Annotated in this window: 24 protein-coding genes; 6 read left to right on the forward strand and 18 right to left on the reverse strand. The window is 68.3% G+C overall.

Annotated features, from left to right (window positions below; translation table 11 throughout):
• The first annotated feature begins 94 nt into the window (after positions 1 to 94).
• Positions 95 to 2,533, forward strand: a complete 2,439-nt coding sequence (locus tag A176_RS25805; RefSeq protein WP_002639277.1) for a WD40 repeat domain-containing protein — start codon at positions 95 to 97, stop codon at positions 2,531 to 2,533.
• Here A176_RS25805 and A176_RS25810 read toward each other — a convergent pair.
• The 3 genes from A176_RS25810 to A176_RS25825 form a co-directional block, all read right to left on the reverse strand.
• A complete protein-coding gene (locus tag A176_RS25810; protein WP_002639278.1) occupies positions 2,530 to 2,856 on the reverse strand; it encodes a hypothetical protein in 327 nt (108 codons plus the stop codon). The two genes, A176_RS25805 and A176_RS25810, sit on opposite strands and share 4 nt — an antisense overlap.
• A gap of 30 nt (positions 2,857 to 2,886) precedes the next feature.
• Positions 2,887 to 3,183: a hypothetical protein gene (locus tag A176_RS25815; protein WP_002639279.1), complete on the reverse strand. Its 297-nt coding sequence runs from the start codon at positions 3,181 to 3,183 to the stop codon at positions 2,887 to 2,889.
• A 970-nt stretch (positions 3,184 to 4,153) separates the two neighbouring features.
• Positions 4,154 to 4,543, reverse strand: a complete 390-nt coding sequence (locus A176_RS25825) for a DUF1801 domain-containing protein (RefSeq protein ID WP_002639281.1) — start codon at positions 4,541 to 4,543, stop codon at positions 4,154 to 4,156.
• Between the two features lie 69 nt (positions 4,544 to 4,612).
• Between A176_RS25825 and A176_RS25830 the strand changes: the two genes are divergently transcribed.
• A complete protein-coding gene (locus A176_RS25830) occupies positions 4,613 to 5,395 on the forward strand; it encodes an AAC(3) family N-acetyltransferase (protein WP_002639282.1) in 783 nt (260 codons plus the stop codon).
• Here A176_RS25830 and A176_RS25835 read toward each other — a convergent pair.
• Positions 5,392 to 6,093: a hypothetical protein gene (locus tag A176_RS25835; protein WP_226993988.1), complete on the reverse strand. Its 702-nt coding sequence runs from the start codon at positions 6,091 to 6,093 to the stop codon at positions 5,392 to 5,394. The two genes, A176_RS25830 and A176_RS25835, sit on opposite strands and share 4 nt — an antisense overlap.
• Positions 6,094 to 6,221: 128 nt before the next feature.
• The gene (locus A176_RS25840; protein WP_002639284.1) at positions 6,222 to 7,121 is read right to left on the reverse strand and encodes a hypothetical protein; all 900 of its coding nucleotides are present in this window, start codon (positions 7,119 to 7,121) and stop codon (positions 6,222 to 6,224) included.
• A gap of 123 nt (positions 7,122 to 7,244) precedes the next feature.
• On the opposite strand from A176_RS25840, the gene A176_RS25845 reads away from it, so the two are divergent.
• Positions 7,245 to 8,270, forward strand: coding sequence for a hypothetical protein (locus tag A176_RS25845; protein ID WP_002639285.1), 1,026 nt, complete (start codon positions 7,245 to 7,247; stop codon positions 8,268 to 8,270).
• 86 nt (positions 8,271 to 8,356) lie between these two features.
• Here the strand turns inward: A176_RS25845 and A176_RS25850 are convergent, their stop codons facing one another.
• The 3 genes from A176_RS25850 to A176_RS25860 all read right to left on the reverse strand — a co-directional run bounded on the left by A176_RS25850 (position 8,357) and on the right by A176_RS25860 (position 11,814).
• On the reverse strand, positions 8,357 to 9,514 hold the full coding sequence (locus A176_RS25850) for a trypsin-like serine protease (RefSeq protein WP_021781047.1): 1,158 nt from the start codon (positions 9,512 to 9,514) through the stop codon (positions 8,357 to 8,359).
• Between the two features lie 469 nt (positions 9,515 to 9,983).
• Complete coding sequence (locus tag A176_RS25855) at positions 9,984 to 10,727, reverse strand: LytR/AlgR family response regulator transcription factor (protein WP_002639287.1); 744 nt, start codon at positions 10,725 to 10,727, stop codon at positions 9,984 to 9,986.
• Positions 10,693 to 11,814, reverse strand: coding sequence for a sensor histidine kinase (locus A176_RS25860; RefSeq protein ID WP_002639288.1), 1,122 nt, complete (start codon positions 11,812 to 11,814; stop codon positions 10,693 to 10,695). The genes A176_RS25855 and A176_RS25860 overlap by 35 nt, the downstream gene beginning before the upstream one ends.
• Positions 11,815 to 11,981: 167 nt before the next feature.
• Here A176_RS25860 and A176_RS25865 point away from each other — a divergent pair, with 167 nt between their 5' ends.
• Positions 11,982 to 12,707 (forward strand): DUF2652 domain-containing protein, encoded by a 726-nt coding sequence (locus A176_RS25865; RefSeq protein ID WP_002639289.1) that lies wholly within the window; start codon positions 11,982 to 11,984, stop codon positions 12,705 to 12,707.
• A gap of 14 nt (positions 12,708 to 12,721) precedes the next feature.
• On the opposite strand, the gene A176_RS25870 is transcribed toward A176_RS25865, so the two are convergent.
• The 9 genes from A176_RS25870 to A176_RS25910 all read right to left on the reverse strand — a co-directional run bounded on the left by A176_RS25870 (position 12,722) and on the right by A176_RS25910 (position 19,537).
• The gene (locus A176_RS25870) at positions 12,722 to 13,258 is read right to left on the reverse strand and encodes a DUF4334 domain-containing protein (protein ID WP_002639290.1); all 537 of its coding nucleotides are present in this window, start codon (positions 13,256 to 13,258) and stop codon (positions 12,722 to 12,724) included.
• Positions 13,255 to 14,376 (reverse strand): NAD(P)-dependent alcohol dehydrogenase, encoded by a 1,122-nt coding sequence (locus tag A176_RS25875; protein WP_002639291.1) that lies wholly within the window; start codon positions 14,374 to 14,376, stop codon positions 13,255 to 13,257. The genes A176_RS25870 and A176_RS25875 overlap by 4 nt, the downstream gene beginning before the upstream one ends.
• A 69-nt stretch (positions 14,377 to 14,445) precedes the next feature.
• Positions 14,446 to 14,985 carry a DinB family protein gene (locus tag A176_RS25880; RefSeq protein ID WP_044889420.1) on the reverse strand — a complete coding sequence of 180 codons (540 nt, stop codon included), beginning with the start codon at positions 14,983 to 14,985 and terminating at the stop codon, positions 14,446 to 14,448.
• A gap of 121 nt (positions 14,986 to 15,106) precedes the next feature.
• Positions 15,107 to 15,388 (reverse strand): hypothetical protein, encoded by a 282-nt coding sequence (locus tag A176_RS25885; protein ID WP_002639293.1) that lies wholly within the window; start codon positions 15,386 to 15,388, stop codon positions 15,107 to 15,109.
• Positions 15,389 to 15,490: 102 nt separating this feature from the next.
• A complete protein-coding gene (locus A176_RS25890; RefSeq protein ID WP_049872469.1) occupies positions 15,491 to 16,189 on the reverse strand; it encodes a lysoplasmalogenase in 699 nt (232 codons plus the stop codon).
• Between the two features lie 26 nt (positions 16,190 to 16,215).
• Positions 16,216 to 16,677, reverse strand: coding sequence for a GFA family protein (locus A176_RS40215; protein ID WP_002639295.1), 462 nt, complete (start codon positions 16,675 to 16,677; stop codon positions 16,216 to 16,218).
• Positions 16,678 to 16,768: 91 nt separating this feature from the next.
• Positions 16,769 to 17,725, reverse strand: a complete 957-nt coding sequence (locus A176_RS25900) for an alpha/beta fold hydrolase (protein WP_002639296.1) — start codon at positions 17,723 to 17,725, stop codon at positions 16,769 to 16,771.
• Between the two features lie 276 nt (positions 17,726 to 18,001).
• Positions 18,002 to 18,547: a hypothetical protein gene (locus A176_RS25905; RefSeq protein WP_044889418.1), complete on the reverse strand. Its 546-nt coding sequence runs from the start codon at positions 18,545 to 18,547 to the stop codon at positions 18,002 to 18,004.
• A gap of 42 nt (positions 18,548 to 18,589) precedes the next feature.
• Positions 18,590 to 19,537 carry a hypothetical protein gene (locus tag A176_RS25910; RefSeq protein ID WP_002639298.1) on the reverse strand — a complete coding sequence of 316 codons (948 nt, stop codon included), beginning with the start codon at positions 19,535 to 19,537 and terminating at the stop codon, positions 18,590 to 18,592.
• Between the two features lie 370 nt (positions 19,538 to 19,907).
• On the opposite strand from A176_RS25910, the gene A176_RS25915 reads away from it, so the two are divergent.
• Positions 19,908 to 21,629 (forward strand): HEAT repeat domain-containing protein, encoded by a 1,722-nt coding sequence (locus A176_RS25915; protein WP_002639300.1) that lies wholly within the window; start codon positions 19,908 to 19,910, stop codon positions 21,627 to 21,629.
• Positions 21,630 to 21,752: 123 nt separating this feature from the next.
• Positions 21,753 to 23,651, forward strand: a complete 1,899-nt coding sequence (locus tag A176_RS25920; protein ID WP_002639301.1) for an APC family permease — start codon at positions 21,753 to 21,755, stop codon at positions 23,649 to 23,651.
• Positions 23,652 to 23,678: 27 nt separating this feature from the next.
• On the opposite strand, the gene A176_RS39150 is transcribed toward A176_RS25920, so the two are convergent.
• Positions 23,679 to 24,728, reverse strand: a complete 1,050-nt coding sequence (locus A176_RS39150) for a glycoside hydrolase 64/thaumatin family protein (RefSeq protein WP_002639302.1) — start codon at positions 24,726 to 24,728, stop codon at positions 23,679 to 23,681.
• Positions 24,729 to 24,832 lie beyond the last annotated feature (104 nt).

A 24,832-nucleotide genomic window follows, 5' to 3' on the forward strand; every position in this document is an offset into this window, starting at 1 on the left:
GACCCGGCGCCAGTTCCCTGGTTGGATTCACGCGTGGTGCCACGCCTGAGCCGGGGGACAGGAAGGATGCGTTCCCGGAAACGTCCAGCCGACCATGACCGACTCGACCCTGAACCTCGCTGATTTCTCCACCCTCGAGCAGCTCGTAAAGGACCAGGGCCTGGACGCCCTCCAGGCCGCGCTCGACACGCAGGGGGCGGGCCTCCAGGAGGACGCCAGAACGGCTCGCATCATCCAGCGAGCCCTCACGCTCGACGCGGAGTTCCTGCGCGCGCATCCAGAGTCGCTCTTCCAGTGCCTCTACAACCGCCTGCGCTGGTTCGACGCACCCGACGCGGCGGAGCACTTCGTCCCCGGTGAGACAGGCCCCTGGAGCAACCCACAGGCCCCGGTGTGGCGGCTCGCGAACCAGTGGCGCGCGCAGTGGGAGGCGCGGGGCGACGTGGCCTGGGTGGAGTCGCTGCGTCCCATCCCGGGTCCCCTGGAGGGCAACGACCAGTCCTTCCCACACGGCGCCCAGGTGCTCTGCGCCGCGTACAGCCCCTCCGGCGCGTTGCTGGCGACAGGGACATGGGAGGACGGACGCAACGTGCACGTCTGGGACGTGGCCACCGGGAAGTGCATCCAGACGATGGAGGGCCATGAAGGCGAGGTGCGCGGCATCGCCTGGAGTCCGGATGGTACGCGGCTGGCTTCCAGCTCCCGCGACCACGACGCGTGCATCTGGGATGTCGAAACAGGCGCCCTCCTGCACGCGATGACGGGCCAGGAGGGACAGGTGACCTCGGTGGCCTTCAGCCCCGACGGTCAGTGGCTCGCCGCGGCGAATCTTGGATGGCGCGTCCGGCTGTTCAACGTGGCCACGGGCCAGGAGGTCCGCACCCTCGCAGGGCATGAGCAGTCGGTGCTGAGCGTGGACTTCCACCCCTCGGGCCGCTGGCTGGCCTCGGGAGCTTCCGACGACACCGCACGCGTCTGGGACCTGCAGACCGGCGCGCAGGTCGCACGCATTCCCACCCCGACCAGCGTGTCCTCGGTGGCCTTCAGCCCGAATGGCGAGTGGCTCGCGCTGAATGGCCTGGACGGCATCATCCGGGTGGAGACGCGGACCTGGAAACCCGTGCCCGGCGGGTGCGGACACGCGCCCTACTCCGACATCGCATGGATTGGCGATTCGAAGCTGGGCGCCCTCACCTTCAATCGCACGGAGGTCCTCGACGCCCGAAGCGGCGAAGTCCTGGCGACCCGGCCGTACCTGAGTGATGGCTTCCAGCGAAGCGCGGCCTTTCACCCCGATGGGAAGCGCTTTGCCCTCACGGCGGCGGACGGACGGCTGCTCGTGGGCGACGTGGATGGAGCCCCCGCGCCCACGCTGCTGGCCGAACAGGACCGGGTGCAGCACCTGTGGGGGCACTCAGAAGGCGTGCGGGGTATCGCACGGCAAAAGCAGTCCATCTGGAGCATCGACGCGGAGGGGCGCGCGGACAGCCTGCCGCCCGACTACCGAGAAGCCCCCATGCAGCCATGGCGGGTCAGCCGAGATGGCACCCTCCTGGCGTGCCCCCTGATGTACCTGGGCGAGCGCCCCTTCCGGCCGGCCATCCAGCTCATCGATGCACGCAGCCAGCAGCCCGTGCGCGCGCTGTCGGCCCCAGCCAAGGACATTCCGGCCCAGGACCCGGGCGGCATCACGACCACGGTGCCCATGGCCTTCTCTCCCGATGGCCAGCTCCTCGCCGCGTCCCTCCTGAAGGGCGCGGTGCATGTCTGGCGTGTCGTCGACGGCGTCCTGCTGCACACGCTTCGAGGCCCCCGGGAGCCCGCGACCCTGGTGGACTTCACGCCCGACGGCGCCTACGTCGTTTCGAGCTACGAGAGCAGCTCGCGCTTGATGCTGCACGACGTGCGAAGTGGCGCCGTGGCCATCGATACCCAGGCGGTGGTCGACCCCTCGCTGGCCTATGCCGCTGCGAAACAGGCGCCCCGCGTCGCGGTGGGGCTGGAGTCCGGCGACGTCCTGCTCTTCGACCTGCCCACGGGAGGACAACGGACGCTGCACGTCTCGAAGTCGCCCGTCATCGGGCTGGGCCTTTCACCGGACGGTGACATCGTCGCCGCCTGCTGCCAGGACGCCCGGGGGCGCGTCTTCGATGCGCGCACCGGGAGTCTCCTGCATGACCTCCCCCACACCTCCCTGGCCTTCGCGGTGGCGGTGGGCGACGATCTCATCGTCACCCAGGCCAACGACATGCGCTCGCGAATCTTCGACCTCCAGACGGGCGCGCCGCACATCACGCTGAACGGCTGCACGGCGCCCGCGGAGGTCTTGGAGCGGCGATACTGGGAGACGCTGGGAGACCTTCCCGTCGCGTTCCACCGGAGAAAGGAGCGCACTCCCTTCGTCCATTTCCCCGACACGATGGAAGAGACGCTCATCCTTCGTGACGGGCTGGTCCTGGCCCGTGGGCGCACCGAGCGGGACTTGCTGTACGTCCTGAAGCTCCATGACCCAAGCGCCAGGAGCGCGGGCTAGCAGTCCCGCCAGCTCGAGTTCTTGAAGGCCATTCCCTTGCTCGCGCACCGGTACTTCCCGTAGTTGGTACAGTTCCCGTACTCGATGTTCGGGTAGGGCCCTCGCAAGACGTTGTCGCTGCAGCGGAAGAAGCAACATGCCCGGAGCGCGCCCACCGTCCCATCCCCGTCGACGGAGCCCTCCGGCTCCAGGTATTGCTCGGGGATGGGATTGGCGGCAGGCGTTTCCCCGGCCATGCCCTCCTCGTCCATGGGCCCACCACACCCCACGCCCCACAAGGCCCCCAGCAACAACGGCAGCGCGACTTTGATTTGATTCTTCATGGATTCATCCCCCTCAAGAATTCAAGACAATCAGCACTTCCGCCAGGCGTTGGCCTGATACGTCTGATTGCGCTGACCGCAGTAGTACCGGCCGAACTTCCCGCAGATGTCGTAGCTCACGTTGGGGAACGGGCCGTGCCAGGTCCCGCTGCATTTGACGTTGCAGCAGATGGCGGCGCCTTCGACATCATCCTGCGGAGGCGCCTCCTGCGAGGTTCCGCCCTCTTCGGGGAGCGTCGCGGGCTCTGCTTCGCCGGAGGGACCACAGCCCACCGACAGCACCACGCCCGCCGCAAGCGCGCACAAATACCCACTGACCGTTTTCATGAAACCCTCCAGGCCTATTCCAGACAAGGAAGCCGCGATTCCCCGGCTTCCTGAGGATTAGGTCTCATTTCGACGTCAGGAGTTCCAGTGTCTGCCCCTGAGCTTTGCTCAAACAAAACAATACCAAGACATTCCGTGCAGAACCGGCCAGTGAACTCCGACTTCCCGGCGGACACGGTGCACAGCGTCACCTTCTCGCTCTCAAAGCCTCAACGCCTGGAGGCAAAGCGCTTCAGATTCCCAAGGAACAAGAATGGGTGCCCCGCATGGCCGTTTCCCCAGACATGCGTCAAGGCACGGCACGCCCCTGGACAACCCCTCCACGACGCCATGGTCGAACATCCTGACTGCTGAGCCATTCCGGTCGAAGACCCTGGACGACTGCTCCCAGACGATGGCGCCCACCGACGCGTGCTCACCCCGCGCCAGCAACGACGCCGCGGCCTCGAACCAACTGGCCACGTGCCAGAAATGGTCGACGCACCGCTCCGTCCAGGACCTGCCGCCGACCGTGATTTCCAATCCCAGTTGGAAATGACAGCAGTTGAAGCTCAACGACTGGAGCCACAGCTCCACCAGGTCCCGCTCCTTCCCCATGAGCCAGGCACCGTCCACGACGCGTCCAACGCCTTCGGTCCCGTCAACGTGCTGGCTCAGCTCGCGCAGGCCCGGAGGGACAGGGATGCGCCGCCTGGCGCCATATCGCCGCGCCTCTGGCGGGCCAAGCGGCTCATGTTCGAACAGGCGGAGACCCACGAGCAGGTTCGCGGAAATCGATTCGAAAGGCCGCATGGCATGAGAGCCCACCACCGCAGTTCTCAGCCTGCAAGCCATCCGAACACCCGCACCTCGCGCACAGGCGGCTTCGTCCCAGGCCCACCGCCCGGGTGAGCACCGGGCGCCCGTGATTGGCGCGCAGCCCGGCAGTGCGCATCCTCGGCGCCACCGGGGCCTTTCGCTCGACAGTCCTCTACGCGGAGGTCGCCTCCATCCAGTGGACGACCACCTGGACCAGCGCCGCCTGCTTCGCCGTCACGTCCTTCATGTCTCGAAGCGTGACGACCGCCCGGTCCTCCGCCGCCCAGGTCAACAACCCGCTGCGGTCCTCGAAGGAGAAGCCGCCGGCGCTCTTCACCTTCGCACCTCGGTGGAAGATGAGCTGGACGCAGTCCCGAGGCTTCAGCTTGAAGGTCACCCGGTCATCGCCCTTGAAGCAGAAGCTCGGAGCATTCCATTTGATGCGCTCGGAGATGCCGGAATGGGCCGCGAGAATGGCGCTCCTCAGGCTTTCGACTTCGTCCTTCCGGGAGTGTTCGAGCTCCCTCAGGAATCGCTCGACTGCATCTGACCGGTTCGTCATGCGCCTCTTCTAACACCCCTTCCCGCGTGAGCGTTTGCGAGGAGCGCACGGCCGCGCGATAACCGCCCCATGAGCGAAGTCACCGTGTCGAGGATGGTGGAGCAACTCCGAAGCCTCGGCGTGCGCGAAGGCGGCGTCCTCGTGGTGCACACCTCCTTCAAGGCGGTGCGGCCGGTCGAAGGCGGTACCCTCGGGCTGATTCGCGCCCTGCGCGAAGCGCTCGGTGGCGAGGGCACCCTGGTCATGCCCACCATGACCGACGGAGAGAGCGTGTTCGACCCCAAGCGCACGCCCACCGAGGGCATGGGCATCACCGCGGAGACGTTCTGGCGACAGCCCGGCGTCGTGCGGAGCACGCATCCCGGCGGATCCTTCGCCGCCGCGGGTCCACAGGCAGAGGTCATCTGCCAGCCACAGCCCCTGTCTCCGCCGCACGGCCCTGAAAGCCCGGTGGGCCATGCCCATGCGCTGGGCGGGCAGGTGCTGCTGCTCGGCGTGACGCAGGGCGAGAACACCACGCTCCACCTCGCGGAGGCCCTGGCGCAGGTTCCCTACTCCGTCACCCACCCCTCCGTCGTCGAGGTGGACGGCGTCGTGCAGACCGTGGACATCGCCGAGACGGACCACTGCTGCCGGAACTTCCAGCTCGCGGGCGGGTGGCTCGCCGCACAGGGGCTCGCACGTGAAGGCAAGGTGGGCCATGCGGACGCATGGCTGTGCGATGCACGCGACCTCGTGCGCGTCGCGGTGGAGCGACTCCGCGCGGAGCCGCTCGTCTTTCTTTGCCCGCCCAGCGCGGCCTGCGAGGAATGCGACCTGGCGCGGGCGAGCGCCGAGACACCCGCGCGTTAGTTGAACGTCGCGCCAAAGCGCAGGATGTCCAGATTCACATCCACGATGAACTGGTCCTTCCAGCCATCGCCCTGCTGCCTCGCGAAGAAGAACCCGGGGTCCACCCGGTTGCGCTGCTGGTTCAAGCTATAGCCCACGCCAACGCCCAATACGGGTGCGAGGAAGGACCGCGAGCCCGAAGCCGTCTTGCGATACCCGACGTCGAAGCCCGCGGAGACCTGCCCGCCGGTCTCCGTTCGCCTACCACCTGGAGCCCCTGGGAGCTCCGTCCCGCCCGCAGCGTGGTGTGTCACCATGCCGCTGAGCTTGGGCTGCAGGAAGAAGCCGCCCCCCCTCGCCCCGGGCACCGGCGTCCATGCCAGCCCGACGGTGGCCCGAAGGGCCTTCATGGTGCCGCAGCGATCCTTCTCGCCCCAATGCGAATGGTGGCACCGGACGTGAGAGAACATGGGCCTCAGTTCGAAGACGCCATCCGTCGCCTCCGACAAGCGCACGTTCATGCCCATCGGCACCGTCACCGAAGGCGGCAACCCCAGCACCGGCATCACCAGGAGCAGTGAGTAGTCCATGAGCGAAGCCGTCCACAGAGCGAACCGGGCACGCTCCGCGCCAGACGCGCGTGGCGCCACGGGCGCATCCACGCTTCGCGCATGGCTTGCCGACGCAATGAGCAACACCGCCACCATGATTCGAGTCATGCGCCGGCCGGTCTGCACATGCCGTACCCATGGGCAAACACTCTCAGGAATTATCGGTGCGCCCGGATTTCACGCAACCGCACGACAGGCATGTCATGCAGGGCGCCCCGAGGAGCAGGACACGAATGTCAGGCAGCGCGCCGCCGGGGCACCTCGACAGGTTCGAGCTGGTGCGCCACGACGCCCGGGGCCAGCTCGAATGGCTGGGGCCCCGCCGGGGTCAGCACCGGGCCCAGCACATGCGCGCCAGGGTCCGCCGGATTGAACTTCACCTGGAGCAATTGGCCGGGCTCCAGCAGCCGGAAGCCCTGCTCCTGCCGGCGTGCCAACGCCAGATGTTCCCGACGTTGCTTCCGGGAGGTAAAGGGGGCGTGGTCGCTGGGGGTCATCCTGGCGAGGGGCGGCTGGCACTTCACCGCGAACACATGGGCGCGCCCGCCCGCCTCGTAGCGATAATGAGCGAAGGTGGCGTCCCCATGCCCGACAAGCCCACCGAACCGGGCGACCGCCTGCGTCCAAGCATCGGCCTTGGGTGCGTCGCCGGACTCCAGGAGGTGACCGCGCCGGAGGTAGCGCAGCCTCGGCTCCCAGTCCTCGATGTCGCGCAGCACCGCTTCCGCCCCCGCGGTGAGCAGCCGGGGCACGGCGGGCCGCGTCCCCACGTACCGGAGCGGCCGGGTCATCATTTCACTCAGCGGTGCGTCGAGAATCTCGTGCCGCGACGGCGCCGCGACGGCGTAGCGCACCCGGAAGGGGCACGGCATCTCCAGCCCGTCGTACCACTCGGGAGGATGTCCGCCCCCCAGGGCGCGATGAAGCTCGTCCCAAGGGGTGTCGTAGAAGAAGCAGTGCTCCTCCTCGCCCACACAGTAGCCGTAGAGAAACAACGTCTCATCGGCGTAGCCCGACACGCCATACAGCAGCGCATCACCTGTCGCCGTGGGGCCCTCGAGCGGCCCGGCCAGGTGGTGGGGAAGCCTCGGATGCCAGGTGCGAAGGTCCGACAAGATGGTACGTGCGTCAGGCATGGACAGCCTCTTCGATGACATTCTTGTAAACACGTGATTCTGCCGATTTCGAGGATGAACCGCGAGTCAGGAGCCTGGTGTATGGGTGACCTGTCCCTCGCAGTCCCCCCAGAGGAGTCCTCGATGCGTCGTCTCGTTTCCGCCCTTCTCTCCACCAGCATGCTGATTGGCTGTGGGCCCGCTGAATCCGAAACGCCCTCCCCTTCCCTGGAGCAGCAGCAGGCGCCGCTCACCACCTCGGACGTGGACGTTGCGCCCGAGTGTCAGGGCATCCTCACGTTCCTGAACACCGCGTCCGCCGCGACGCTCGGCTCGTACGTCCCCAACAACGTCGTCAACAACCTCGTGGCCGCCCGCTCGGCGTCGGCCTTCACGACGATGGCGCAGGTCGCCTCGGTCAGCACCGTCGGCGCGACGCGCCTGACGCAGCTTGAAGGCGGCGCTCGCGCCCAGGGCTTCATCACCAGCAGTTGCCTGGGCATCCTGGACGAAGTCGCCCTCTCCGTGGATGACGGGGCCGCCCTGGTCACCCTCGTCAACACCGTGGGGGCGAGCTCCCTGCACGCCATCCTGCCCAATGCCTGGACGGGCGCGTACAACCTCCTCAACACGCGCCCCTTCACGTCCGCCCAGGCCATCTCCGCGACGTCCGGCATCGGCTCGGCGAGCCTGCGGAGCCTGCGCAACGCGGCCAACATGGGGTACGCGCTGTCGGAGCTCTTCGCCGTCGTCAACGCGCAGCCTGAATCGAACTGGACCTCGCGGCTGAGCCAGAACTTCAGCGCCGAGTCCATCCTGGGGGGCGCGCATGGCAGCAGCGGCGTGCTCACGGGCGGAACGTGCTTCGGTATCGACCCGAGCCTCTACCCCACCACCGGCACGTGGACCACCCGGTCCCACCTGGCCACGGGCGCCGAGGTCGTCAACCAGGTGCGGAGCACCGTCGGCTACGCCGAGCGCAACGGCACCATCTCCCCGAACGTCGTCACCGCGGGCATCGCGGAGCTCCAGGCGAACACCGCGAATCGCACGTTCAAGGGCTGCGATGTCTACTACCGCAAGGGCCCGTGGGCGGGCATCGTCATCAACTTCTACATCGACACGGCGTCGGACTACCGCGTCCTGTCGGTGCAGCACTGGGTGGAGTAGGCCCTGGATGAGCCCTCCATAAGACAAAGCCCCCTGTCTCCCGAAGGGTGACAGGGGGCGAGGGACTCATCCGACAGGCCCGCTGGCTACTGCGAGACCGCCTTCACGGTGAGGCCCGTGAAGCGCGCGTACGCGTGCACGGACACGTACCAGGTTCCGGCCGTGGGGTTGGTGAAGGTGCAGGTCTCGGCGTTGCCTCCCTGGTAGGGACGGCAGTCGTACGAGGACGTCGTCGGCCGCGAGGTCCGCTTCACATAGAGGTCCGCGTCACCCGTACCACCGGTCGTCGTCACGGTGAGCGAGGTCGCGCCCGCCGGGACGGTGATGGTGTAGTTGGTCCACGTGCCGGCGTTGCCCGTCACGTTGGCCTGCTCCAGCAGGACGGTCGCCGGCGGCGGCCCCGCCGGGGGCGGCAGTGGCGCCGGCAGGGTCCCCACGTGGCTGACAATCCAGGACTCGAACTCCGACACCCGCGCGTACATGCCCGGGTAGCGCGCGTCGGCGCAGCCGTAACCCCAGCTCACGACACCCGCGAGCTTGACGGCGCCGTTGTGGACGACGGAGAGCGGACCACCGCTGTCGCCCTGGCACGCGTCCTTGCCAGGCGAGGCGGCGCCAAGCTGGTCAGCGCCAATCGTCTCACGGGGATACTGGCCCTGTGCGTACGCGTTGGTGACCAGGTTGACATCGACCGTCTGCAAGATTCTGGGCGACGACGAGGTGGAGGTCGTCCCCCAGCCCGTCACCTTCGCGACGACGCCCGCGCTCGTGGCGCCACTCGAGGCATCCGCCGCGGAGACGATGCCGATGCGCTGGACGGTCGTGCCATTCAGGGTCAGCGGCGAAGACAGACGCAGCAGGGCGATGTCCTTTCCCTGGTTCGCGTCCACATAACCCGGATAGAGGATGACCCGCGAAACACCGCGCGACTGGACAGCCACCTGCCGGTCGGCGCTTCCCGCCAGGACGCGGCTCGGCGCGCCGTCCACCACGCAGTGCGCCGCGGTGAGAATCCAGTCCGGGGTCAGGATGGAGCCACCACAGAAGTGGAACGTGCCGCTCTGGAGCGTCACCTGCCAGGGGTTCTGCTCGATGGTGGTGTTGGAGCCACCAATAATGTCCTGCTCGACAGTGGCCGGCGTCACGTCCTTGTCCTGCGGCTCGACGACTTCCGGACCGCAACCGACCAGCAACGACATCGCACCGACTGTCGACCAACGGCGCATCAACCGCACTGAACGCATGGGGACCTCAATCTGGGGAGAGACGTGAAACGGTCATCCAATGAAACACCGGCTCACGGAAAAACCGTAACACGCATTTTCCCCTCAACACCAGCCCGCCCCATGACAATCAGAGCAACGTGATGACTCCTGACCACACTCCGTGCGACCTGCCTGTTTCATTACACCTGCGTCGCACTCCGAGCCGTGCATGCGTCCATGTCTTGTCATTGCGCGCAGGGCGCCAAGGCGACACATTCCTTGGCCCCCAACAAGGACGCCCGGTGTCACGTCGGCTGCACCCCGGGCAGAAGCGACCCTGGATGATGACAATCATCACGTGGCGCCCCTGGGTCGTGCGCGGGGCGCGACAGAGAATGGCACGCCAATCCCTGGCACCCCAGGACCTGCTCGAGCGCCCGTCAGGCGACGCCTACCGGGCACCATCCGACACCCGTCCCCCCCTGAAGTGGGTCCCGCCGTGCCGCGGTCAACCGAACCGCTCGCGCAGCGCCGAGGCATGGCCGCGGCTGAGCGGGAGGGGCTCCGGAACGCCGCGAACGATGACCTCGCCACCACCGCCCAGCCCCCGGTCCACGCGTTCGACATAGGTGAGGTTCACCAGGGCGGAGCGGTGGATGCGCGCGAAGGTGCGCGCCGGAAGCCGCTGCTCCCACTCCTTCAAGGGCCGGGGCGAGAGTGTGCGCACGCCATCCGCCGTGACGACCTCCGCGTAATCCCCTGCGCCACACAGACAGACAATCTGGTCCACCCGAACGAAGCGGGAGCGCGCGCCGTTCTCCAGGAAGAGCATGTCCCCTTCGACGAGTTTCTGTCGGACCGGCCCCTGCGTGGGCTCGGGCGTTCCCTGCTCCCGGACCGTGAGCCTCGCCAGCGTGCGCGCGAGCCGCTCTGGATGCACCGGCTTCAACAGGTAGTCCAGCGCGTTGACCTCGAAGGCGCGCAGCGCATGGGCGTCGTAGGCCGTCACGAAGACGACATCGAAAGGGCACTCGCGGAGCTGGGCCAACAGCTCGAAGCCCCCCTCCCCTGGCATCTGCACGTCCAGGAACAGGAGCGAGGGGCGCAGGGCTTCGATTTGCGCGAGCGCGGCGGCCACGCCATCCGCCTCGCCCACGACCTGCACCTGGGGATGGGGCGCCAACAGCTCGCGCAGCTCCACCCGGGCCAGCCTTTCGTCATCGACCAGCAAGGCGCGCAGCGGCGACGTCATGGGAATCCTCGGTGATGATGGGCGTCCAGGCTTCGGCGGGAATGTCGATGGTGATGTGGACCCAGCCGTCCTTCTCCTCGAACTTCAGGTCCGCCCGTTCCGCGTAGAGGTGCGCCAGCCGCTCGCGCACATTGCGCAGCCCCGTGCCCGTCCCCTGCGGCTCCGGCGTCCGCGACGGCGGTGCCCAGCGCCCCGAGTTGGCGACATGAATGCGGAGGACGTCCTGTTCGCGGCGCACGTCGACTTGGACTCGCACCGGCAGCGGCCCCGAGGCCAGCCCATGCTTCACCGCGTTGTCCACCAGGGGCTGGATGAGGAACGCCGGGACGGTGAGCCGCTCGGTGCCCGGCATCACCGTCAGGGACACCTCCAGCTTCTCCTCGAAGCGCACCGACTCGATGGCGAGGTAGCTGCGCACCATCGAAAGCTCCTCCTCCAGCGGCACGCGGGGCGCGTCCCCCTTTTGAAGCGAGAAGCGCAGGAAGTCCGCCATCTCCGTCACCATGCGGCGCGCCCGGACGGGGTCCTCGCCAATCAGGGCCCGGACGGAGGTGAGCGCGTTGAAGAGGAAGTGCGGGTGCATCTGGTGCCGCAAGGAGGCCAGCCGCGCCTCCTGCGCGAGCGTGTCCGCCCGGAGCGCCCGCTCCCGCTCCCGCTGCCAGGCCCGGGCGTGTTTGATGCCAAAGTACAGGCCGCTCCACCCCAGCAGCGTCACGGCGTAGTCGAGCGCGTAGCGGGGGAAGCTCCGGCGATGGTCCATCCAGTGGTACGTCCCCGCATAGAACCAGCTCGCCCAGACCTCCGCGATGGCCATCCAGAGCCCCCCGAAGAGGGCGCTCATGAGCAGCGAGCCCATGGCCTGGCGGCGGAAGGAGCCCGGAAAGAAGGGCCGGTAGCACAGCCGCATCACACTGGTGAGGCACAGCCCGTACAGGGCGCGCGAGCCCTTGGCCAGAACGAGCCGCAGCTCCCCGTCCCCCGCGGAGGCAATGGGCATGAAGGTGACGATGAGCAGGAGCGCATAGAGCCCCCAGCCGCCCAGTTGCAGCGCCCAGAAGGAGGGAGCGGGAGCCCGCCGGTGAATCATGTCGTGGAGCCTACCACCCGGTTTCATGCCTTCAGCCCCTGGCCCGGCGCGCGCATTCGCCCGAGCCAGCCAGCCCTGAAACGTCCCTGGGGCGCGCATCTGCCAGGGGGCGGTGGCGTCGGTGAACCCCTCCGTCCCGCCGGTGAGCGTGTTACGGTGGCGGCCGCATGGCGATCCAGAAGGCCCTTCTGCTCATCGCGGATATCGGCGGATACACCCGCTTCATGAGCCATCACCGCTTCAGCCTGGCGCACGCACAGGAGACGGTGGCGCAGTTGCTCGAGGCCGTCATTGACGCCGCGGGCCCGCTCAAGCTCGCCAAGCTGGAAGGCGACGCCGCGTTCTTCTATGCCGTGGGGGAGGACTTCCCCACCCTGGCCCAGCAGGTCTCGAACATCCGCCGCGCGTTCCTCTCCCGGCGCGAGCAGTTCGACGTGGACCGGATGTGCAAGTGTGACGGCTGCATGCAGGCCAGCGCGCTGACGCTCAAGTTCGTGGCCCACACGGGGGAAGTCGCCTTCCAACGGGTGAAGCACCTCACGGAGCTGGCGGGCGTGGACGTCATCCTCGTGCACCGGATGCTGAAGAACGACGTCCCCGTCACCGAGTACGTGCTGATGACCGACGTGGTGCACCAACGGCTCGCGCCGGAGCTGCGCCAGCGCACGCTGGGGCTCGAACATGACTTCGAGGGCATGGGACGGACGGCCACGCACTACCTGGACCTCAACGCCTTCCCCCTGGCGCCGCTCGAGGCCGTGCGGCCCAACCTGCTCCGCAAGCTCTGGTCCAAAGTGACGCTGGAGTGGCGCTCCCTGAAGTACGTGCTGGGCCTCAAGGAAGCGTGCGAGGACTTCCGCAACGTCGAAATCGTGGACGCCCCGAAGCCGTAGCCCCGGTCCGCGCCTCAGGGGGCGGCCGGCCTCCGGGCCAGGACCGGGGCCTGCGTGTCACGACGGAGCACGAAGAAGTACGGCGCCGCCATGCCCCGCGCGTCCATCACCCCCAGCACCGTGGCGTCGTCCCCCTTGCGGAAGACGTCGAGCGTGGGCCAGTCGTCGTAAATCATCGTCGCGCTCACCTTGCCGCGGTACTCCGTCATGCGCAGACGCGCCTTGTAGTCCGAGGTCTCCACGTCCGCCCGGTACGCGCCCGCGGGGCCCCGCAGGGCTGGCGAGGGCCACTTGCGAGGGTTCACCGGGAACACCGACGCACGGTCCTCGGTGAAGAAGAGCAGCGGGTGCACGCGCTCCGCGTCGAGGAACTGCTTTCCGTACCAGCCGGTCGCGCCGAGCATGCCGTCCATCGGATGCCCTGTCTGAAGCTCGGCGCCCTTCCACGTCCCGCGCATGAAGGCGAGGTCCACCGTGGGCAGACTGTCGAACAACGCCAGCGCGTCTTCGACACGGATGCGCCCCGACTCCATCACCTCATCCCAGGTCATGATTCAACGCCTCCATTCATGCACAACACGGGTTTGATGACCGCGCGCGACTCCATGTCGCGCACCGCTTCGTTGATGGCCTCGAAGGCGTAGGGACGGCTCAGCTTCTCCACGGGGAACCGCCCTTCGGCGTGCAGCGCAATCATCCTGGGGATGAAGGTCTTCGGGTCGGCGTCGCCTTCCAGGATGCCCATGAGCCGCTTCCCGGAGAGCACCCCCAGCATCGACAAGGACACCTCCGTCCCCTCGCGCTCTGGCAGCCCCAGGAGCCCACAGGTCCCCAGGGGCCGCGTCACGTCGAACGCCTGACGAAGCACCGTGGGCGAGCCCACGCACTCCAACGCGTAGTCCACGCCGCCCCGGGTGCGCTTGAGCAGGGTTTGAATGAGGCCGGGCTCGCTCGCGAGGAAGGTGTCCGTGGCGCCCAGCTCGCGCGCGAGCTCCAGCCGTGCCTCGCTGAGGTCCACCGCGACGATGCGCGCCGCCCCCGCGACCCGCGCCGCCATGATGGCCGCCAGCCCCACCGCGCCCGCGCCAAAGACCGCGAGCTGCTGGCCGGATTGAACCTTGAAGGCCTCCAGCACCGCGCCCGCCCCCGTCTGGAACCCGCAGCCCAGCGGCGCGAAGAGGGCCAGCGGCGCCGCGGCGTCCACCTTCACCGCGTTGTGCTGGTGCGCGAGGACGTGCGTGGCGAAGGAGGACTGGTGGAAGAAGCTCGAGCGCACCGGCTCCCCACGCCAGCGCATGGGCAAAGAGCCATCGGGCCGGGCCCCCGACAGGTTCGCCACGGCCCCGCGCTGGCAATAGGCTGGATGCCCCCGCTCGCAGGGGCTGCAGGCCCGGCAGGCGAAATAACTGAGGACCACGGCGTCCCCCGGCGCGAAGTCCGTCACGCCCTCGCCCACCGACTCCACCCACCCGGCCCCTTCGTGCCCGAGCACGGCGGGGAACGGGAAGCGGGCGGCGCCCGCGCGGTACGTCAAGTCCGTGTGGCAGATGCCGCTCGCCGCCACCCGGACCCGCAGCTCACCGGCCCTCGGGGGTTCGAGTTCCACCTCGTCGATGACGAAAGGACCCTTCGCGGATTGCAGCAGCGCGGCACGCACGGGGAGACCCATGGCCCCATACTATTGGCGCATCGCCAATAAAGTCTCCCTTTCAGCCTCGCGGGCGCGCGATGACAGGAATCACACACCCGTCCCACGTGTAGGTGCCACGGCCAGGACGAAGCGCGCGTAGCCGATTTCCGAGGCGTTCTTCATCAGCTCCAGGTTGACCCAGGCGACGATGTCGCCAAACGGCTTGCCCTGCAGGGGCCAGCGCGTCCGCTCCGTTGAACGGAGGTCCTCGTCACCGAGCCGCTCCACCTCGGCGCGCCAGTCGGCGTGGCAGCGCGCAACCCAGGCCCGGACTTCGTCGGCGGTGCCGGGCCAGCGCACCTGTTCGCGCGTCAGGCTCGCATCTCCAAACGAGTGGTTGTGCACCATGGACCACCAGAAGCCGAGGTGCCAGGTCAGCCACGCGACGCTTGCGGGCCCCAGGTCGTACCCCTCGTGCTCGGGCCACTCCGCGCGCCACAGTCCGTCCTCTCCCGGGTGGACGTGCAGCCCGACGCGCCCCGGCCGGCGCAGGCAGTCCTCGGTGGTCAAGCCGTCCAAGTGGTAACTCGTGAGCGCCCACGCGATGTCGAGCTGTCCGAGGAGGGTCTCTTTGAGAGGGTTCGCCATGGCGTCAGGATAGGCTGTCGCCCACGGACCGTCGCCCTGAGATTGCGCCACGGGAACACGGCGCGGACATGGGAGGAACAGGGCGGGTCACGGTCCTGACCCGCTCCCGTTCAACGCGCCATCACAGACAACGGCTGTGGCAATACGGCTGCCCGCTGGGCTGCGTACAGCACCGCTGACCCGAGTTCGCGCACGCACCGTTGACACACGCCGGACGACAGAGCCCGTCCATGCCGCCAGGGAAGAAGGCACAGACTTCATTGCTCGGGCAGTCCCACGTGCCGTACTCACAGGCCAACCCCTGGCTGCTGCTCTCCAGCGCGTCCGGGGCCTCCGCCACCTCCGTACCGCAGGCCGTGAGTCCCAACGCGCACAACGCCACCATCGACATGATTCGAATCATGGGAACCTCCAGCGGTTCAAACAGAGAGCGCGGGAGTATACGGAGCGCTCAGGCTCCCCCCGAAATCCAATGTTTCGATTTGTTTCTCCGCGCTGGCAAACTTCACGAGCGCTGTAGCGCGACGGATTGAGACGCCGTGCGGTCAACAGTTCCCGCCGCATGAACCGAGGCGGCGATGCAAAACTGCGCGCTCCAGTACAGCAGCATGACGGCGTAGTTCGACCCCGGCAGCGGGCTCACGAAGAGCCGGATGGCCAACACGCCATCACTGACGGCGAACATCAACGCCCCCGCGAGCGCGAAGCGCTGGGCCCGCCGCCCCAACGCCGGGCTCCCCCACAGGGCCGACGCGCGCCACGTCATCGTGCAGATGACGATGACATAGGCAATCACCGGGAGCGTCAGGTCCCCCAGGAAGGGCCTCAGCAGCACGCTGGCTCCCACGGCCAGGAGTCCGAAGGGGAGCGCCCGTCCCCAGCACGGCCGACGCGTCTGGGAGACGTACGCGACGGCGTAACTCACGTGGGCCAGCAGGAACGCGCCCAGGCCCGGAAGGAACAGCCCCGGCCCCAAATCCAGCAGGACGTCCCCCAGCAGCGACAGCGCCAGTCCCGCGAAAATCCACCGCGCGTAACGTCCCTTCGCGGGCCACTGCCACGCGAGCAGGCAGAGCATGGGCAAAGCCTTGGTGACCACCCGGACGTCCTGGCCGGCCCCATCCAACGCCAGCAGGTAGCCCACCGCCGCCGCGACCCCGACCCCCGCGAGAAGCTTCGTTCCACCGCCAGACGCGCCGCGCATGGGCGACACCATACTCCGCCCCGCGCTCAGGACGGCCGTTCAACGAACGCCACGTTGGCGATCCAGTTGCGCTTCCGGCGCGCGAGCCGCGTCGCCACGTCTTCACCGTCGAAGGTGCCCGAGCCGCGGCGAATCCGCGAAGGGTCGACTCCGTCGAAGGCATTCACGTTCACCACCGCGTAGAGGCGGTCATCGATGCGGCTCGTCACCACGGGTACGACGCCGCACCGGGAGCAGGTGTGGAACTCCGCCGTCCGGGTTTCGAAGGCATACCGGGAGACGAGCGCCGGGTCCTGGACCACGACCTCGAGGGCCCCCGCGGGATACGCCGTCCACACGCCCCCATGCTCGAGGCAGAACGAGCAGCCACACGCCCGAGCGGGAATCTCTTCAGGGCTGGGCTCCCACACGAGCGTGAACGCCAGATTCCCGCAGTGGCACTTCCCCGAAATCACCATGGGCGCAGCCTCCGGTCCGAAGGCGCTCACCTATAGCGCATCTCCACCGCGCCTCCACCGGATGCAAGACTTTGCGGCACAGTGGAGACGCGCCAGGAGCAGCACAGCCTTCCGACGGACGTCAGGCAGGCAACGCCTTCAGGAAGGACAGCAGCGCGGCGTTCACCTCGGCGGCGCGCTCCTGCTGAATCCAGTGTCCCGCGCCCGGCAGGACGCGCAGGTCCCGCAGGTTCGGCACCAGGGTCTTCATCGCATCCACGGGAGCGAAGGCGCGCGTAGGGTCCTTCTCTCCGATGAGGAAGAGCGCGGGCTGCTGGATGACGGCCGTCGCCAGCTCGGGAAGCTCGTGCCAGTCACGGTCCATGTTGCGGTAACGGTTGAGGCTGCCCCGAAACCCGCTTCGGGAGAATTCGTTCGCGAAGTACGCGAGGTCCTCCTCCGTGAGCCAGGACGGCAACGTCGTGGGCACCTCCAGGCCCGTGAGGTACCCGTCTCCCTTCTTCTTCCCCTGCACGGCGGGATTCGCCGAGTCGAAGCCAGGAGTGCCCGCGAAAATCGCCCGGACCGTCCTGGCGACGTCGGCTTCGAACTCCGCCTCGGCGACACCGGGCGTCTGGAAGTAGAGGATGTAGAACCACTTCTCGCCAAACACGTGCTGGAAGATTTGCGTGGGCGGCCTGGGAGCACGCCCCAGGTGAGGGACGCTCATGCCCACCACCGCGCGGAAGCGGTCGGGGCGGAGGACGGCGCAGGTCCAGGCCATGGCCGAACCCCAATCGTGGCCGACGACCACCGCGGTCTGCTCGCCAAGCGCGTCGAGCACGCCCACCGCGTCGTCGACCAGGTGCTTCATGCTGTACGCCTCGAGGGCCTCCGGCTTGTCACTGCGGCCATAGCCACGAATGTCCGGCGCCACCGCGTGGTAGCCCGCCTCCGCGAGCGCCTGGAGCTGATGGCGCCACGAGTACCAGGACTCTGGCCAGCCATGCAGCAGCAGCACGAGGGGGCCCTTCCCCGCCTCCGCGAGGTGGAGGTCGATGCCATTCGTCTTGACGGTGCGGTGGGTGATGTCTGCCATCGGAGTTCTCCCAGCAAGGAAACGGGTCGAGGAACCGAGACACGCGACAGCCCGTCATCGCGCGGGCATCACGAACACAGACACGGCGCCCCAGGTTCGCCACGGACAGGCCCCGCGGGCGTCGCATGAACAGCGCCGCGGCTTCGTCGAAGGTGAAGGAGGACATGCAGGGCGACGGAGAGCCGACTGTCGCGCCTCATGCCACGTCATATGTGGCATGGGCGACTGACAGTCAAGCGGACCTTGGCCAATGGGGCGCCCCCGAGAGAAGCAGGCTCAGTAGTTGACGATGCCGTTGGGGAGCAGCAGGCGGTGGCTTCCCATGTCCACGAAGGAGCGCGCCACGTCCAACTGCACCACCGCGCGGCCACGCAGCTCCAGCTCGTGCACGGGCGCCTCGAAGGTCACCGGGGCGACGCTCGCGTCGATGTAGCCAGAGCGCTCCGCCTGGGAGTAGCCGCCGAGCCCTTCCGTCTGGAACGTCACGCGGACGCTCTCCACGCCTTCCGGCACGTAGAAGTAGGCCACCAGGGGGGCGTGGTCGGCGCCCGCCACGTCCACGCGCTCTTGCGTCAGCTCCACCTTGAGCGGAGCCCCCTCCGCGGAGACGCGCACGGAGCCGATGGGGAGCTCCAGCTTCTCATAGCCCTCCACCGAGGCGCCGCGGAGCCGCAGCTCGAAGCGCTGGCCATCCGCGGTCTGGACCGGCCCGGTGGGCGCGGGTGGCGTGTCCTGGACGGAGTCGAGCCGGTCACTGTCTCCACCGCAGGCCGTCAGGGCGAGGGCCGCGCAAACGCACGTCGACATCATGAACTTTTTCATGGCGAATCGTTCCTTGGAATGGAAAGGGTGTCTGTGAATGAATCAGCGAACGCTGACGTCCGAGCAGGTCTGGCCGGAGTTGGAGGTCGGGTCGACGGCGATCGCCTGCGCGGCCTGCGGCGTCGCGGGGCCCGGGATGAAGTTGGCGGGCAGCGGATACGAATCACAGCCATTGTTGAAGGTGTCCACGGGGTCGATGAGCGAGGAGATGAGAGAGCAGTCCGTGGTGTTCAGCGCGGCCACCGCGTCCGTCAGGAGCGACGACGGCGTCGGCGTGGCACCGAACAGGCGCTGGTTGCAGATACCCACCAGCGTCTGACGCGCCAGCAGGAAGCGGAGCCGGTCCAGTTGGCTGCGCATCCCACCCGCCGGGTACATGGCCGGGCTGCCCCACAGGATGCCCTCCGCGGAGGGAAGCGTGACGATGGTGCCGATGGCGCCCAGGTTGATGGGGCCCAGCGCCAGGCACTGCGTGACCGTCAAGATGCGGGTGCTGAAGAAGCCCAGCGTCCGGGTCGCGGCGATGCACTCCACCGGAGGAGGCTGCTCCCGCTCACACGTCAGGCGCGCCGAGCACATCGCCGAGCCCAGATCGAACGTCACCCGGAACGTGTTGTCGATGTGCGTGTCCGCCAGCCCGTCCTTCGCCGCGATGGCGACACACTCCTCGTAGTTGCCAATCTGGAGCGCGAAGTTCGACGTCAGCGAGCCATTGACCGGGATGCTGACCGGCGGCGGCGGCGAGAACGTGAAGCCCTCGCTGGTCAGCACATCGTCCGTCGCCGTCAGCAGGACGGACGGCAACGTGGGGTGAACGTTGGTGACCTTGAAGCTGTAGTTCGCAGTGAATGGATAGGACCTGGCCACGTCCACGGACTTGTCATTCACCTTCTTTTCGCAAATCAGGTCATGGGCGTTCGCCACACCGCTGCCGCCCATCACCACCGCACACACCGCCGCGACCCACTCGCGCTTCTTCAGCATCCGCATTGTCTCGACCTCGTTCAGGAGCCAGCAGGACTCGGTCGCGGCGTTTTCACTGTTTGTGCCACCAGGGGGAACAAGCAGGGCGACAGGCCCGTGACACATGAACTCCCCAGGGGAGGTAGGTTTCACGCCCCCGCGAGCGTCGTGGGGAAAACCACGACCTACTGTGGGGCACCGCCCGGCGCGCCCGGAGCAACACGGCGGGCGCGCTGGGAGGGCAAATGAGATACCCGAGACCTCCGCGCACCCAGGTGACCGGGACAAACGCTTCTCATGGCCTTTCAGTTACCCGCCGTGGTGAAGTCCCAGGCATCCGACAGCAGACTGCCCTGGCGGGCCGGAAGCGCCCCTGGGGGCGCGGGGGGACACGAAAATGAACCTGAGCATCCTTGGCGCCCTGACGGTGCTCGCGATGGGCACCGCCCCCAGGTCCCCCACCCCGACGCCGCTTCCAGCGCTCCTGGAGCGAATGCCTTACGTGGTGACGGATGCCAAAGGACTCTCTCTTTCAGAGGAGTCGCTTGCCCAGGAGATCCAGGCCCACGGCGCCGCGGCGATTCCCCATCTGCTGCCGCTGCTCAACAGCGACTCGGAGCCCCTGCGCGACTTCGCGGGCTACGTCTTCCGGGACCTCGACGGCCTCACCGAGGAGCACCTCGACCCGCTCATCCAAGCCCGAAGGAAGGGGGATGAATGGATTGCTCCCGCGATCGCCCGTGTTGGAACGCCGCGCGCCATCGCCTTCCTGGTCGAGGACTTGTTGGAGACGCCGCTCCGGAACACGCAGGTGATCGACGCGCTGGTCCTGGCCCATGGCAAAGCCGCCGTGCACCTCGCCGAGACGTTCCGCCGGCCCCAGCCCCTCGCCGCGCGGTTCGCGGATGCCACGTGTCAGGTGTTCGAGGGGATGGGTCCGCACGCGCAACCCGCGGTCCGCGTGTTGACCTCCGTGGCGACCGGCCACGACGCACCTCCCGAGAACCGGGCCCGGGCAATTGAGCTGCTCGGGTGCATTGGCGACGCCGCGACCCCGGCCGTTCCCACGCTCATGACGCTGCGGGAGCATGAGGCCCTGCGCGGCTCCGTGGACACCACGCTCGTCCGGTTGCACGCGCCCGCCGAGGTCCACCTCCTCATCGCGAAGCTGCGCACGAAGCCCACGGCGCGAATCCTGAAGGACCTCTCACGCCATTTCGACAAGGGACGGGCCGCCGGCGACGCGGTGACGGAGGTGCTCGCCCACGAGGACCCCATCCTCCGTTTCGAGGCGGCGCAGACGCTCGGCGCGCTCCAGCACCGGAAGGCGACAGCCCCGCTCGTGGCCCTGCTGGAGAGTCCCCTGGACTGGCGGGTCAGCCTGGCCGCCGCGGAGACGCTCGGAAGACTCCATGCGGCGGAGGCGCTCGAGCCCCTGCGCGAGATTGCCGCCACGCATTGGGCGCCCCCGGTGCGAGCCAGCGCCTCCAAGGCGGCCACGGCCATTGCACGCAAGGACATCAAGCCCTTCGTGGGACAGCATCGGCTCGAGTATTACTGGCTCCCCGCCATGCAATCCCGGTCGCGTGAGCCGCTCGCACCGGAGCTCGTTCCCTGCCCCGAGGCGCTCATGGCCCATGCCCGCCCGCCAGAGGCCCGCGACGCCGCGGCCGACACCTCCCGGTTGAAGCCTCGTGTGGCGAACCCCAGTTGCCGCGTGCCGGTCGCGAACGGTTACTTGCAGGCCAACGACCGCGCGGAGTGGGGCGGCGAGCTGGTCCATGTCCAGGAAGCCTCGCCGCCGCGAACGTTGATTCCCCACAACACCGTCGGCGTCCACATGCTCGGGCAGTACCCCATCGCCGTGACGAGGCATGGCACGACCTTCGAGAGCGCCGGGATGCTCTACCGACTCACGCCCCGTGGCGACGCCTTCGTCGCGGAGCCCTGGCAAGCCCTCCCGGGCGCGCCGCTGCGGTCCGGGATGCTGCCGGATGGACGGCTCTTCGTGGCGTGTCGCGACGGCGACGTCGTCATCGCCCCCTCGGGCAGCATCCAGCTCGCGACGCCCCAGAACATCCAGTCTCCGCCCAGCGGGGGGACGACCGAGGAGCCGTGAAGGTGGCCCCCGGGCCGTGAGGGGCGACTCGCCGTCCTGGATGGGAGGCAGGGCCCACGCTGGCACCAGCGCACGGTCCGCCGCCTGGCCGCGCGACCTTCCGCCCGGTACTACCTTTCAGGCATGTCCTTGCGGCAGTTGCTGCTCGGCAGGCCCATTCCGAACGAGCAGGCGGAAGAGGAAAAGCTGGGTCCGGCGACTGGCATCCCCGTGCTCGGGCTCGATGCGCTGGCCTCCGCCGCGTACGGGCCCGAGGCCGCGCTCACGGTCCTGATGGTCCTGGGCAGCGCGGGGCCGCGGTACATCGGGTTCATCACTGGCGTCATCGTGGCGCTGCTGCTCGTGGTTCAGTTCTCCTACCGGCAGACGCTCGCCGCCTATCCCGACGGGGGCGGTTCGTTCTCCGTGGCGCGGGCGAACCTGGGGTTGAGACCCGCGCTGCTGGCGGCCGCCTCGCTGGCCCTGGACTACGTGCTCAACGTCGCGGTGGCGATCTCCGCCGGCGTGGGGGCGCTCGTCTCGGCGGTCCCCAGCCTCTTTCCCCATACCCTGTCGCTGTGCCTGGCCTTGCTGGGCCTGCTCACCGTGGTGAACCTGCGCGGCATTCGCACGGCGGGCGCGGCCTTCCTCCCCCCCACCTACCTCTTCGTCGGCTGCCTGGGCATCACCGTGCTCATTGGCGCCTGGAAGGTGCTGTCCTCGGGAGGCCATCCCCTCCCCGTCGCGCCGCCGCCCCTGCTCCCCGCGAGCACCGCGACAGCGAGCGCCTGGCTGCTCTTGCGCGCCTTCGCCAGTGGCTGCACCGCCATGACGGGCATCGAGGCCGTCAGCAACGGCGTCCCCCTCTTCCACGAGCCCCGGGTCCGCAAGGCCCAGCGGACCCTGATGGGCATCGTGGGGCTGCTCGTCCTGTTGCTCAGCGGCATGGCGTGGATGTGCCATGCGTATGGGATTGGCGCGACGACGCCGGGCCAGCCCGGGTACCAGAGCGTGCTGTCGCAGGTGGTCGCGGCGGTCACCGGGCGCGGCGCTTTCTATTACGTGACGCTGGCGGCGGTCGTGTGCGCCCTGTGCCTGTCCGCCAACACCAGCTTCGCGGACTTCCCTCGCCTGTGCAGGGCGCTGGCGCTCGACAGCAACCTGCCCGCGGCCTTCGCCCACGTGGGCCGGAGGCTCGTCTACTCCACCGGCATCATCACCCTGGCCCTGCTCGCCGCGGTCCTGCTCATCCTCTTCCGAGGCGTGACGGACCACCTCATTCCGTTGTTCGCGGTGGGGGCCTTGTCGGCCTTCACCCTGTCGCAGCTCGGCATGGTGATGCACTGGCGTCGCATGGGTGGACACGCCACGCGGCACTTTCAGTGGGTGAACGGCGTGGGCGCGGCCTGCACCGCGGTGGCCCTGGCCGTGGTGGCCACGGCCAAGTTCTCCGAAGGGGCGTGGCTGACCGTCGTCTTCATTCCGCTGGGGTATTCACTGCTCAAGTCGTGCCGACGCCACTTCGAGCGCGTCCGGGCCGCCACGGAGTCCCATCACCCGATTTGTGTGAAGCGGCTCGCCGCGCCCATCGTGGTGGTGCCCCTGCGGCGACTGGACCATGTGACGCAGAAGGGACTTCACCTGGCGCTGTCCATGTCCCCTGACGTCTACGCCGTCCAGGTCCGCGGCCAACCGGACGCGCCGGACCGGTTGGAGCAGCGCTGGGAGTGGCAGGTGGCCGCGCCGCTCCGGGCCGCGGGGCGCCCCGTGCCCCGGCTGGACGTGCTCGTGCCGTCCTACCGGCAGTTGGTGGATCCGCTGCTTGGCTATGTCCGGGGGCTCGCGGACGCGCATCCGCACCGGTTCATCGCGGTGCTCGTGCCCGAGCTCGTCGAGCGCCGCTGGCACCACTTCATCATCCCGAGCCACACCGCCACGCTCTTGAAGATGATGCTCCTGTTTCGCGGCGGGCCTCACGTCGTCGTCATCAACGCGCCGTGGTACCTGAACGCGCAACACCGCTGGCGAGCACCCCGGCAGTAAACCCGTGGCGCCCGCCGCGAGTGCCACTCAGACGAGGTTCTTCATGCTCACGACGAGGTTCTTGTCGCTGCTGCCCAGCGTGCTCGCGTCGTCGGTGGGGATGACGTAGCCCTCATCGGCGCCCACGTGCTTCCGGTAGAAGTCCACCACGTTGGAGTCCAGCACGTTGGAGGTGGTGCTCTTCTTGATGCCATACACGGAGCCATCCGCGTTGCGCGCCTTGATGGCGTCCGGCGCCGCGGACAGCAGGTCGTCGTGCGTCCCCGACACCCGGCCGCCCTCCTCGGGCTGCATCGTCATGGAGGCGTTGTGCCCCTCGATGTAGCTCACGTCGTAGTACGTCTTGCCGAAGCCACCGTCGAACTTGACCTCGCCCAGCGTGGCCGCGCTGCCATCCCCCGACGTGCTCCGGAAGTTGCCGGACCAGTTCTCCGGGAAGGGGACGGTCTGCGTCTTGCCCGGCTCCAGGGTGATGGAGTCGAGCTCCTTCTCCCCTGCGTTGGGCGTGAACTTGATGGTCATCGGCGTGGTGCCGTCGTTCTTGAAGGTGATGGTGTTGCCGTTCTTCGGCACACCCTGCGAGTCCCCGACGCTCGCGACAGGCTTGTTCTGCGGTGCGGCCGAAGCAGCGGCGGGTGCGGAGGGCGCGGTCGGCGCGGCGGCGGCGACGGGCGCAACCGGCGCGGCCGGTGCGGCAGCGGTGGCCGGTGCAGCCGCCGGAGCGGAGTCGAACCGGTCCACACCCCGTCCCAGGGACGCGGCGTTGAGGCCCTTCACATCGGCCGCGGGCGAGGCACCGCCCTGTGGACGCTGAGCGCCCTCGGCGCCCAGGACGCGCGTGACGTCGGTCAGCAGTTGGGCCAGCCGGGCGAAGTTCTGCGCCAGCGCCTCCACGCCGTTCCCCTTCGCGGCCCCCTGCGGCCCATCGAAGCCATCCATCTGCAGCAGTTGGCGCAGCGGCTCGAGCTGCCGGGAGCCCGTGGCGGACGGCCCGCCATTCGCGGGGCGCTCGACTCCGGAGGCGCGCTGAAAGGAAGGGCTGGAAACGCACGAACGGGAAACGGGGGAGAGCGCCATGAGTGAGGTCCTCGGCTCAGGGTGGATGCCGACACGTAAAGCAGGCGTCGTGCCAGCCCTCACCTCACCCCCACCCGTCCGACAACCTGCTGAAATCCCTCAAC

It is taken from the genome of Myxococcus hansupus (assembly GCF_000280925.3).
Classification (GTDB): Bacteria; Myxococcota; Myxococcia; order Myxococcales; family Myxococcaceae; genus Myxococcus; species Myxococcus hansupus.